The organism is Streptomyces sp. MB09-02B (assembly GCF_033794485.1).
Lineage (GTDB): Bacteria > Actinomycetota > Actinomycetes > Streptomycetales > Streptomycetaceae > Streptomyces.
This window is the reverse complement of record NZ_JARGEE010000295.1, coordinates 1-11,412: the sequence shown is the minus strand read 5'-3', so window position 1 is coordinate 11,412 and position 11,412 is coordinate 1. Positions and strand designations below refer to the sequence as shown.

Annotated in this window: 8 protein-coding genes and 1 pseudogene; 6 read left to right on the top strand and 3 right to left on the bottom strand. The window is 69.2% G+C overall.

Annotated elements, in window-relative coordinates; all coding sequences use genetic code 11:
- On the bottom strand, window positions 1–350 hold a 350-nt coding region (locus tag P1P70_RS31365; RefSeq protein WP_319243790.1), incomplete at its 3' end, for a hypothetical protein.
- Between P1P70_RS31365 and P1P70_RS31360 the strand changes: the two genes are divergently transcribed.
- The 3 genes from P1P70_RS31360 to P1P70_RS31350 all read left to right on the top strand — a co-directional run bounded on the left by P1P70_RS31360 (window position 249) and on the right by P1P70_RS31350 (window position 5,391).
- Window positions 249–2,285, top strand: coding sequence for an IucA/IucC family protein (locus P1P70_RS31360; RefSeq protein ID WP_413471589.1), 2,037 nt, complete (start codon window positions 249–251; stop codon window positions 2,283–2,285). The two genes, P1P70_RS31365 and P1P70_RS31360, sit on opposite strands and share 102 nt — an antisense overlap.
- A gap of 108 nt (window positions 2,286–2,393) precedes the next feature.
- Window positions 2,394–3,143: a GNAT family N-acetyltransferase gene (locus tag P1P70_RS31355; RefSeq protein ID WP_319243787.1), complete on the top strand. Its 750-nt coding sequence runs from the start codon at window positions 2,394–2,396 to the stop codon at window positions 3,141–3,143.
- A 238-nt stretch (window positions 3,144–3,381) separates the two neighbouring features.
- Window positions 3,382–5,391, top strand: coding sequence for an ATP-dependent DNA helicase (locus P1P70_RS31350; RefSeq protein WP_319243785.1), 2,010 nt, complete (start codon window positions 3,382–3,384; stop codon window positions 5,389–5,391).
- A gap of 189 nt (window positions 5,392–5,580) precedes the next feature.
- Here the strand turns inward: P1P70_RS31350 and lexA are convergent, their stop codons facing one another.
- Window positions 5,581–6,357, bottom strand: a complete 777-nt coding sequence (gene lexA, locus P1P70_RS31345; RefSeq protein WP_045561107.1) for a transcriptional repressor LexA — start codon at window positions 6,355–6,357, stop codon at window positions 5,581–5,583.
- Between the two features lie 539 nt (window positions 6,358–6,896).
- Here lexA and nrdR point away from each other — a divergent pair.
- Window positions 6,897–7,460, top strand: coding sequence for a transcriptional regulator NrdR (nrdR, locus tag P1P70_RS31340; RefSeq protein ID WP_319243784.1), 564 nt, complete (start codon window positions 6,897–6,899; stop codon window positions 7,458–7,460).
- Between the two features lie 159 nt (window positions 7,461–7,619).
- On the top strand, window positions 7,620–10,517 hold the full coding sequence (locus P1P70_RS31335; RefSeq protein WP_319243782.1) for a vitamin B12-dependent ribonucleotide reductase: 2,898 nt from the start codon (window positions 7,620–7,622) through the stop codon (window positions 10,515–10,517).
- Between the two features lie 123 nt (window positions 10,518–10,640).
- On the opposite strand, the gene P1P70_RS31330 is transcribed toward P1P70_RS31335, so the two are convergent.
- On the bottom strand, window positions 10,641–11,174 hold the full coding sequence (locus tag P1P70_RS31330; RefSeq protein ID WP_319243780.1) for a TerD family protein: 534 nt from the start codon (window positions 11,172–11,174) through the stop codon (window positions 10,641–10,643).
- A 153-nt stretch (window positions 11,175–11,327) separates the two neighbouring features.
- Here P1P70_RS31330 and P1P70_RS31325 point away from each other — a divergent pair.
- Window positions 11,328–11,412 (top strand): annotated as a pseudogene (locus P1P70_RS31325) (DUF4937 domain-containing protein); the annotation flags it as partial.

Here is an 11,412-nt window from a genome sequence, read left to right as displayed (position 1 = left end):
ACCCAGGAACCGCCGTGAATCCGCCGCCCGCCCCTGAGGCCCGCGCCCACCGCCACGCCCCGGAAGCCCGCACCGCCCAGATCCCTGGCCCGTCGAGCGCGGAACCACGTCTGCCAGGCCGGCCCGAACCATCGCCCGGCCAGACCGAGCCGGGGCGTCGGCGACCCGGTGGCCAGGACGAGGAGGGGCGGCCCCAGCCCGCCGAGCCCGAGGGCGGTTCCTGCCTGCCGGAGCCGGGGTTCAGCCTGTTGGAGCCACCGCGGCGCCAGGTCGCCCCACACTCGGGGTTGCCCGCTCAGGTTCCAGGCCCCACCCAGCCAGACCCTCGCCGACCCGCGCTTGCGAACCACCCGACAACTGAGCCAAGCCAAGAGCGCGGGCGACCAGCCCCGCGCCGAGCCGCCGACGGCATCGAGGCCACCCAGCTCTCGACCACACCCGACGCCGACCTCCTGCACCACCCCGACCCGCACACCGCTGCTCAGGCGGCAGCGGTCGAGAACCTCCTGCGCTGCTGGGTACGCGAACACGACCTCACCTCCCCCCAAGACCACGGCGGCGTCCTCCACATCCCTCTTCCAGCCACCGGCACGACCCTCCTCGCCCCGGTGCACTACTGGTCTCCCACCGGCTGGCACCGCTTCGGCCTTCCTCACCTCGCCGGCACCCCCGGCACCGCACCCCCCGTCGACGCGGTCACGCTCGCGGCCCTCCTGGCCCGCGAAGCCACCGCACGAGGCACACAGGGGACGGCAACCTCACCCCGACCCACAGCCGCGCCCACTCAGCACACCCATCCCGCCCAGCACATCCAGCGCGACCGACTGGACCTGGTCGGCAGGGTCTCCGACTCCGCCCGCCAGGTCGCCGTGTTCATCACCGAGCGTCGAGCGCAACCCGCCGACGACCCCGACCGGTTCCTGGCCGCAGAGCAAGCGCTCCTCCTCGGCCACCCTCTGCACCCCACGCCGAAGAGCAGAGAAGGGCTCTCGGAGTCCGAAGTGCGGCTGTACTCACCCGAGATGCGTGGCTCCTTCCCTGTGCACTGGATGGCGGTCGCACCCTCTGTCCTGTCGACCGACTCGGCGTGGACCGAACGAGGCCGCGTCGTCCCCGCCGACCTGCTGACCGCGCGGCTGGCAGGCCCGGATCTGCCCCTCCCCAACGGCTTCGCCGCACTGCCGCTGCACCCCTGGCAGTTCCGCGAGGTCCGCCACCGGCCGGCCGTCGCCGCTCTGCTCGACGCCGGTCTGTTGCGCGACCTGGGCCCACACGGCGCCCCGTGGCACCCCACCTCCTCCGTCCGCACCGTTCACCGCACCGGTGCCCCCGCGATGCTGAAACTCTCCTTGAGCCTGCGCATCACCAACTCCCGCCGTGAGAACCTCCGCAAGGAACTCCATCGCGGTGTCGAGGTGCACCGCCTGCTGCGCACCGGTCTGGCCGACCGGTGGCAGGCGGCCCACCCCGGGTTCGACATCGTCCGTGACCCGGCCTGGCTGGCGGTGACCGCCCCGGACGGTGACGCGCTGGCGGGCCTGGACGTGGTCATCCGACACAACCCGTTCGGCCCGGCGGACGACGTGTCCTGCGTCGCGGGCCTCGTGTCACCCGGGCCGTACCCCCATGGCGAACGCCATGCGGGCGACGACAGGCCTCTCCTCATGCGGTCGCGGCTCCAGGAGGTCGTCACCCGTCTCGCCGAGCGCACCGGGCGTCCCCGGAGCGCCGTGGCCGTCGAGTGGTTCCTGCGCTATCTGGAGCACATCGTGCGGCCCGTGCTGTGGCTCGACAGTGAGGCCGGGATCGCCCTCGAAGCACACCAACAGAACACGCTCGTCCTCCTGGACCCCGACGGCTGGCCCATCGGCGGTCGGTACCGTGACAACCAGGGCTACTACTTCCGCGCATCCCGCCGCGCGGATCTCCGATCCCGGCTCCCAGGCATCGGCGAGCGCAGCGACACGTTCGTCTCCGACGAGGTCACCGACGAACGGTTCGCCTACTACCTCGGCATCAACAACGTGCTCGGTCTCATCGGCGCGTTCGGATCCCAGCGTCTCGTCGACGAGCGACTCCTTCTCGCCGCCTTCCGCCGCTTCCTCATGGATGTGGCCACCGGCCCCGCCCGGCTGAACACCAACCTGCCGGCGCGGTTGCTCGACTCACCCGTCCTGCGCTGCAAGGCCAACCTCCTGACCCGTCTCCACGGCCTCGATGAACTCGTCGGTCCGGTCGACACGCAGTCCGTCTACGTCACTATCACCAACCCCCTCCGTCCATGACCGGCCACTCCGTCTCCGTACAGATGTGCAGCCCACTCGTCCGCGTACTCCCACTCCCTTCAGCTCCGAGGACCATGCCCCACCCGATCTCCTGAGAGGAGCGTCGTCGTGCCACCCACCGACGCGAGCACCCACGCGAGCACCGACAGCGGCACTGCCTCGGCCCCGAGCAACGAGGACACACTCGAACTCCGCCTGACCGACGACTTCCTCGCGCTCCTGTCCGAGGACTCCGACCCGTGCGGTGGCAGCGGAGAGGCGGGGCAGGGGGAGCCCTCGGCCAATGGCGAGCTGCTCGACCACCTCGTGGACTGGGGGCCGGTCGTCACCCCGGCAGGAACCCTGCACCTCGTCCCCGTGCGCCTCGCACGGGATCTCCCGCTGATCTCCCGCTGGATGAACGACTCAGCCGTGGACTCCTACTGGCAGCTCGGCGGGGCCGAGAACGTGACCGCGGACCATCTCCGGACCCAGCTCGGCGGCGACGGCCGCAGCATGCCTTGTCTCGGACTGCTGAACGGCACCCCGCTGAGCTATTGGGAGATCTACCGGGCGGATCTCGACCCCCTCGCCCGCCATTACCCCGCCCGCCCGCACGACACCGGGATCCATCTGCTCATCGGACCCGTGGCCGATCGGGGACGCGGTCTCGGCTCCACCTTGCTGCGCGCCGTCGCCGATCTCATCCTCGACAGAAGACCTGCCTGCGCCCGCGTCGTCGCGGAACCCGACCTACGCAACTTTCCCTCCGTCTCCGCTTTCCTCAGCGCCGGCTTCCGGTACTCCGCCGAGGTCGACCTGCCCGACAAGCGGGCCGCCCTCATGTGCAGGGATCGGCTGCTGCGCGATCTGATGTAGATCCGATGTGGATCTGCTGTGACGTCGTCATATCTGGTACACCGCCCGAGCCGGTCCGGTTCCCGGTCCAACCGACTCGATCCCGATCCGATCCGACCCGACCCGAGCCGACTGGAATTCCCGGCTCCGAGACCGATCCGTCCCGTCGAAGAGAACACGTCTTGATCCCGCCTCCCAGGCCCCACTCGTCCGCCGTGGTCACCCGTTTGTCAGTGGTGACCCGTAGGGTGGTCGCGCTATGACGAAGCCCTCACTCCACGAACTCCTGCATGCCGCCGTCACCGCTGTCGGCGGCACGGAGCGCCCCGGCCAGGTGACCATGGCCGAAGCCGTCGCGGAGGCGATCGACGACGGCTCCCACCTGCTGGTCCAGGCAGGCACCGGCACCGGAAAGTCGCTCGGTTACCTGGTGCCCGCGCTGGCCCAGGGAGAGCGTGTCGTCGTCGCCACGGCGACCCTCGCCCTCCAGCGGCAGCTCGTGGAGCGGGACCTGCCGAGAACGGTCGACGCGCTGCACCCCCTCCTGCGCCGCCGCCCGGAGTTCGCGATGCTCAAGGGCCGGTCGAACTACATGTGCCTGCACCGGCTGAACGAAGGCGTGCCGCAGGACGAGGAGGAGGGCCTCTTCGACCAGTTCGAGGCGGCCGCGCCCAGCAGCAAGCTGGGCCAGGACCTGCTGCGGCTGAGGGACTGGTCGCAGGAGACCGAGACCGGCGACCGGGACGACCTCACCCCCGGCGTGTCCGACCGTGCCTGGGCACAGATCTCGGTGTCGTCCAGAGAGTGCCTGGGTGCCACGAAGTGCGCGTACGGAGCCGAGTGCTTCGCCGAGATGGCCAGAGAGCGGGCCAAGCTCGCCGAGGTCGTAGTCACCAATCACGCGCTGCTCGCGATCGACGCCATCGAGGGCGCTCCGGTTCTCCCGCAGCACGAGGTGTTGATCGTGGACGAGGCGCACGAACTCGTCTCACGGGTGACCGGAGTGGCCACCGGCGAGCTCACCCCGGGCCAGGTCAACCGCGCTGTGAAGCGGGCGGCGAAGCTGGTGAACGAGAAGGTCGCGGACCAGCTCCAGACCGCCGCCGAGGGTTTCGAGCGGGTCATGGAGCTGGCCCTGCCGGGTCGGCTCGAGGAGATCCCGGAGGACCTGGCGTACGTCCTGATGGCACTGCGTGATGCCGCTCGCGCGGTGATCTCGGCGATCGGCAGCACCCGGGACAAGTCCGTCCAGGACGAGGACGCCGTCCGCAAGCAGGCCCTGGCGGCCGTGGAGAGCGTCCACGACGTGGCGGAGCGGATCAGCAACGGCTCGGAGTGGGACGTCGTCTGGTACGAACGCCATGACCGTTTCGGCGCGTCCCTGCGCGTCGCGCCTATGTCCGTCTCGGGTCTGCTCCGGGAGAAGCTCTTCGCGGACCGCTCCGTCACCCTGACCTCGGCCACGCTCAAGCTGGGCGGCGATTTCAACGGCGTCGGGGCCTCGTTGGGACTGGCCCCCGAGGGCACCCAGGGCGACGACCTTCCCCAGTGGAAGGGGGTGGACGTCGGATCGCCGTTCGACTACCCGAGACAGGGCATCCTCTATGTCGCCAAGCATCTGTCACGTCCCGCGCGGGACGGTGACCGGGCGGACATGCTGGATGAGCTCACGGAGCTGATCCAGGCGGCCGGTGGTCGGACGCTCGGGCTGTTCTCGTCGATGCGGGCCGCCCAACTGGCGGCGGAGGAGTTGCGCGTCCGTATCCCCGAGTACCCGATCCTGCTGCAGGGCGAGGAGACGCTCGGAGAGCTGATCAAGGGCTTCGCGGCCGACCCGAAGACCTGTCTCTTCGGCACCCTCTCGCTCTGGCAGGGCGTGGACGTGCCCGGTCCCAGCTGCCAGCTGGTCGTCATGGACAAGATCCCGTTCCCCCGGCCCGACGACCCGCTGATGAGCGCTCGCCAGAAGGCCGTCGAGGAGGCGGGCGGCAATGGCTTCATGGCCGTCGCCGCCACGCACGCGGCCCTGCTGATGGCACAGGGCGCCGGCCGTCTCGTCCGGGCGCAGGGGGACCGCGGTGTGGTCGCCGTACTGGACCAGCGGCTCGCGTCCGCGCGGTACGGCAGCTATCTGAAGGCCTCACTGCCCGACTTCTGGTACACGACGGACCGTAACCAGGTCCGCAGATCGCTCGCTGCGATCGACAGTGCCGCCACGGCTAGGGAAGAGGCGGAGAAGCAGGAACAGGTGGTCGAAGCGGAGGCATGACGAACGGCCGGTGGCCTGTCCCCACGAACCATGAGGACAGGCCACCGGCCGTCATGCGCACGGGCTCGGCTTCGGGCCGCGAGGCTTCGGCGGACCCTGGACAGCCCAGGGCCCCGGAACCGGCGCAGTGGATTCCGGGGCCCGGATCAGGGGCGGGGACGGGCACGGGCGACCGTCCGCCGCTGGGTGTCAGACGCGGCGTAGGACGGCCACCACCTTGCCGAGGATGGTCGCGTCGTCACCCGGAATGGGCTCGTAGGCAGCGTTGTGCGGGAGCAGCCAGACATGGCCGTCCTCGCGCTTGAAGCGCTTGACCGTGGCCTCGCCGTCGAGCATGGCGGCCACGATGTCGCCGTTCTCCGCGACGGGCTGACGGCGGACCGTCACCCAGTCTCCGTCACAGATGGCGGCCTCGATCATGGAGTCGCCCACGACCTTCAGGACGAAGAGTTCGCCGTCGCCCACCAACTGGCGGGGGAGCGGGAACACGTCCTCGACGGATTCCTCGGCGAGGATCGGGCCACCGGCGGCGATCCGGCCGACGAGCGGCACGTACGAAGCGGCCGGCTTGCCCGCCGTGTCCGTCGGCTGGGCCGAGGCCTGATCGGAGCCGCGTACCTCGTATGCACGCGGACGGTGCGGGTCGCGGCGCAGGAAGCCCTTGCGCTCCAGTGCCATCAGCTGGTGCGCCACGGAGGACGTGCTGGACAGGCCGACGGCCTGACCGATCTCCCGCATCGACGGCGGGTATCCGCGCCGCTGCACCGAGTCCCTGATCACCTCGATGACTCGGCGCTGCCGGTCGGTGAGCCCGGAGCTGTCCGCCCTGATGCCTGGAGGTCGGCCGGGCAAGGCTCGCTTGGGCCCTTCATGGTTCGTGGCTTCGTTCATCGCATGCACCGGCTCGAGTCGGCTCTGGGAGCGGTCCTGGGCAGTGATGGTGGCACTGTCAGCGGTGGTGGTCACGTCGGCCCCTCTCGATGGTCTCCCGTGCAGCACAACGGTAGTTGCTTTCGAAAGGTTGCGCCAAACACACGTTCGAGTGAAAAACCATGGATTGTCTGACGTGACCACGTGTCCGGGTGTAGGGCGGGCGGCTCCGGCGGACAAAAGTGGTGATTGCTGTACTCTTCACCGCCGGGGCGAAGGACCTTGTGGGTCGCTGTCGCCGCGTGGCCCAGTCTGCCATCCGGTACTCGGCCGACCGGGTACCGACCCCTTTCCCGTGGCGCCCCCGCCGCGCCCGCGTCCGCTCCGCGACGGTGCGGACGCGCTCCGCGACGGACTGCTCGTCCGGCACATGCCCATACGTGCGCGACACGCGCGCCGTGGGGGGATTTACGTGCCAAGCCCTACATCTAGTGCTTGGATTGCCGCAACGGCCCAGAAGTTGTGGTCCCCCGGGTCCTCGCGCTCATGGTCATCCCCTATGCTTGGGGCTGCTTCCGCGGGGCCCAAGTGGCCCGTGGGGCTTATTGAGTCGTGCTGTGAGGAGGGTTGGAGTTATGCACTGTCCCTTCTGCAGGCACCCCGACAGCCGCGTCGTCGACAGTCGTACGACGGACGACGGCACGTCGATCCGCAGGCGCCGCCAGTGTCCCGACTGCTCCCGTCGTTTCACGACGGTGGAGACGTGCTCGCTGATGGTGGTCAAGAGGTCCGGCGTGACCGAGCCCTTCAGTCGTACCAAGGTCATCAATGGCGTCCGAAAGGCATGCCAGGGCAGGCCTGTCACCGAGGACGCGCTCGCCCAGCTCGGCCAGCGGGTCGAGGAGGCGGTGCGGGCCACCGGGAGCGCCGAGCTGACCACTCATGACGTGGGGCTGGCCATACTCGGCCCGTTGCAGGAACTCGACCTCGTCGCCTACCTGCGGTTCGCGAGCGTCTACCGGGCGTTCGACTCGCTGGAGGACTTCGAGGCCGCCATCGCGGAACTCAGGGAAGAGCAGGGGAAGCACCCCGACGCGAACGACGAGGACGTCGAGAGCGCGGCCGGGGGGCGCGTGGAGAGCGACCGCGGGTCCGGAGGGGCTGTGCAGGTCCCGGTGCCCGCCAACGCCGCCGACTGAGGGCGGGCCGCACCGCCGGACCAGTGCGTCCGGACGACCGGCGGCGATCCAGACCTGTCGCGAACGGCTGTGTCAGCCGGGTCGCGACACAAGACAGAACACCGTGTCACGGGAACAGCGTGACACTTCAGGGCGTTTTCGCCCGTACAGGGAGGCGGCATGACAGAGACGGCGAGCGGTCCGGCACGGAGTTCCCGCGCCAAGGGCACCAAGGCGAGCAAGGGCCTGCGTATCGAGCGCATCCACACCACCCCCGGCGTGCACCCGTACGACGAGGTGGTCTGGGAGCGGCGTGACGTCGTCATGACCAACTGGCGCGACGGCTCGGTCAACTTCGAGCAGCGTGGCGTCGAGTTCCCCGACTTCTGGTCGGTGAACGCGGTCAACATCGTCACCAGCAAGTACTTCCGCGGTGCCGTCGGCACCCCGCAGCGCGAGACCGGTCTGAAGCAGCTGATCGACCGCATCGTGAAGACGTACACGAAGGCCGGCGAGGACAACAAGTACTTCGCCTCGCCCGCCGACGCCGAGATCTTCGAGCACGAACTGGCGTACGCCCTCCTGCACCAGATCTTCAGCTTCAACAGCCCCGTGTGGTTCAACGTGGGCACCCCGCAGCCCCAGCAGGTCTCCGCCTGCTTCATCCTGGCCGTCGACGACTCCATGGAGTCGATCCTCGACTGGTACAAGGAAGAGGGCATGATCTTCAAGGGCGGCTCGGGCGCCGGCCTGAACCTGTCCCGCATCCGTTCCTCCAAGGAACTGCTCTCCTCCGGCGGCAACGCCTCCGGTCCCGTCTCCTTCATGCGGGGCGCCGACGCCTCCGCAGGAACGATCAAGTCGGGCGGCGCCACCCGCCGCGCCGCCAAGATGGTCGTGCTCGACGTGGACCACCCGGACGTCGAGGACTTCATCGCCACCAAGGTGAAGGAAGAGGAGAAGATCCGCGCCCTGCGCGACGCGGGCTTCGACATGGACCTGGGCGGCGACGACATCACGTCCGTCCAGTATCAGAACGCCAACAACTCGGTCCGCGTGAACGACGAGTTCATGACGGCCGTGGAGAACGGCACCGAGTTCGGTCTCCGCGCCCGGATGACCGGCGAGATCATCGAGAAGGTCGACGCCAAGGCGCTGTTCCGCAAGCTCGCCGAGGCCGCGTGGGCCTGCGCCGACCCGGGCATCCAGTACGACGGTGTGATCAACAACTGGCACACCTGCCCCGAGTCCGGCCGGATTACCGCGTCCAACCCCTGCAGCGAGTACATGCACCTGGACAACACGTCCTGCAACCTCGCCTCGCTGAACCTGATGAAGTTCCTCAAGGACGACGGCCTCGGCCACCAGTCCTTCGAGGTCGAGCGCTTCGCCAAGGTCGTCGAGCTCGTCATCACCGCGATGGACATCTCCATCTGCTTCGCCGACTTCCCGACCCAGAAGATCGGCGAGAACACCCGCGCCTTCCGCCAGCTCGGCATCGGCTACGCCAACCTCGGCGCCCTGCTGATGGCGACCGGTCACGCGTACGACTCCGACGGCGGACGCGCCCTCGCCGGTGCCATCACCTCGCTGATGACCGGTACGGCGTACAAGCGCTCCGCCGAACTGGCCGCGGTCGTCGGCCCGTACGACGGCTACGCACGCAACGCGGACGCCCACAACCGCGTGATGAAGCAGCACTCCGACGCCAACGGCACGGCCGTCCGCATGGACGACCTGGACAGCCCGGTCTGGGCCGCCGCCACGGAGGCCTGGCAGGACGTGCTGCGCCTCGGCGAGAAGAACGGCTTCCGCAACTCGCAGGCGTCCGTGCTCGCCCCGACCGGCACCATCGGCCTCGCCATGTCCTGCGACACCACCGGTGTCGAGCCCGACCTGGCGCTGGTCAAGTTCAAGAAGCTGGTCGGCGGCGGCTCGATGCAGATCGTCAACGGCACGGTCCCGCAGGCCCTGCGCCGCCTGGGCTACCAGGAGGAGCAGATCGAGGCGATCGTCGCCCACATCGCCGACCACGGCAATGTGATCGACGCTCCCGGCCTCAAGCAGGAGCACTACGAGGTCTTCGACTGCGCCATGGGCGAGCGTGCCATCTCCCCGATGGGCCACGTCCGCATGATGGCCGCGATCCAGCCCTGGATCTCCGGCGCCATCTCCAAGACGGTCAACATGCCGGAGACGGCGACCGTCGAGGAGGTCGAGGAGATCTACTTCGAGGCCTGGAAGCTGGGCGTCAAGGCGCTCGCGATCTACCGCGACAACTGCAAGGTCGGCCAGCCGCTCTCCGCGAAGACCAAGGAGACGGAGAAGAAGGAGATCACGGAGAAGGCCGAGGAGACGATCCGGGCCACGGTCGAGAAGGTCGTGGAGTACCGCCCGGTGCGCAAGCGCCTCCCGAAGGGCCGGCCCGGCATCACCACCTCCTTCACCGTCGGCGGCGCCGAGGGTTACATGATCGCCAACTCCTACCCGGACGACGGCCTGGGCGAGGTCTTCCTGAAGATGTCCAAGCAGGGCTCGACCCTCGCGGGCATGATGGACGCCTTCTCGATCGCCGTCTCGGTGGGTCTGCAGTACGGCGTGCCGCTGGAGACGTACGTCTCGAAGTTCACGAACATGCGCTTCGAGCCGGCGGGTATGACGGACGACCCGGACGTGCGGATGGCGGCGTCGATCGTCGACTACATCTTCCGCCGCCTGGCGCTCGACTTCCTGCCCTTCGAGACCCGCTCCGCGCTCGGCATCCACTCCGCCGAGGAGCGGCAGCGGCACCTGGAGACCGGCTCGTACGAGCCGATCGAGGAAGAGGTCGACGTCGAGGGCCTCGCCCAGTCGGCGCCGCGCCAGTCCCTGAAGGCGGTCTCCGCACCGAAGGCCGAAGCCGACGACGAGGGCGCCAAGCCCGCTCCGAAGCAGGCCCACACCAGCGCCGAGCTGGTGGAGATGCAGTTGGGCATCCAGGCCGACGCCCCGCTCTGCTTCTCCTGCGGGACGAAGATGCAGCGGGCCGGTTCCTGCTACATCTGCGAGGGCTGCGGCTCGACGAGCGGCTGCAGCTGAACGTGAGCGCCTTCCGGGCGTGAAGTGACTGCCCGAAGGGGGAGTCGGCGACAGGCCGGCTCCCCCTTCCGCTGTCGTGGCGATCTGTCTGACGTGTCGCCTGGTGCCCGGTCGGGGCGGGGGTCAGGCCTCGCGCGGGCCGCCCATGACTCGGGCGAAGGTCGCCGGGTCCTCGTCGAAGCCGGTGATGCCCGGGTGGAAGGTCCATTCACCGGTGGTGTCGCGGACGAACTCGGCGACCGTCGCGGCCGTCGAGCCGAGAACGGTGCCGAAGTCGTCCTCCGCCAGGACGGTGTAGTCCTCACGGATGCGCAGGGCGGGCTTGGTGACGTCGGCGAAGGTCCTCGTGCCCGATCCCTGCTGTATGGCGACACCGATCACGACGCGGCCGTACCGGCTGTCGAGGCGGTTCAGCTCGACCGTCATGACCTCGTCCCAGCCGAAACCCTGGCCGGTCTTGCTGTCGCGGTTGAGGCTGATCGTGCCATCGGGCGAGCGGCTGTCGAAGTGCACCACGTAGGCGGGGCTGCCGCTCGGATCGGTCGCCAGGTAGGGAGCCGCGACGATGTCGAGATCCGTCGGCGGCTGTCCGGCCGGACTCGGGTCCCACTTCAGAGACACCTCGACCTTGCGGATGCCCTTGTTGAGGCCGTTCAACAGAACTCCCTCCCCGTTCTTCTGTGCGTGCGGGCCGAACTGCCTGGCGGTCCAGGCCAGTTGTCCATCCTCGCATGCGCGCCGGGGCGCTCGCCCGGGTGCAACCGGCCGGAGAGTGACCGCCGCCACGTTCCGTGGCCTTACCATGGCGCGGTGCTGGTCAAGTGGATTCGCTGCACCGTGGTGGACCGCCGCGGTTTCGAACGGGGGCAGCGAAAGTGGGCGGGGCTACTGGGGG

Excerpts from the sequence above, each read along its gene's own strand:
- P1P70_RS31350 (WP_319243785.1), top strand. The coding sequence starts at position 3,382 with ATGACGAAGCCCTCACTCCACGAACTCCTGCATGCCGCCGTCACCGCT.
- nrdR (WP_319243784.1), top strand. The coding sequence starts at position 6,897 with ATGCACTGTCCCTTCTGCAGGCACCCCGACAGCCGCGTCGTCGACAGT.
- P1P70_RS31335 (WP_319243782.1), top strand. The coding sequence starts at position 7,620 with ATGACAGAGACGGCGAGCGGTCCGGCACGGAGTTCCCGCGCCAAGGGC.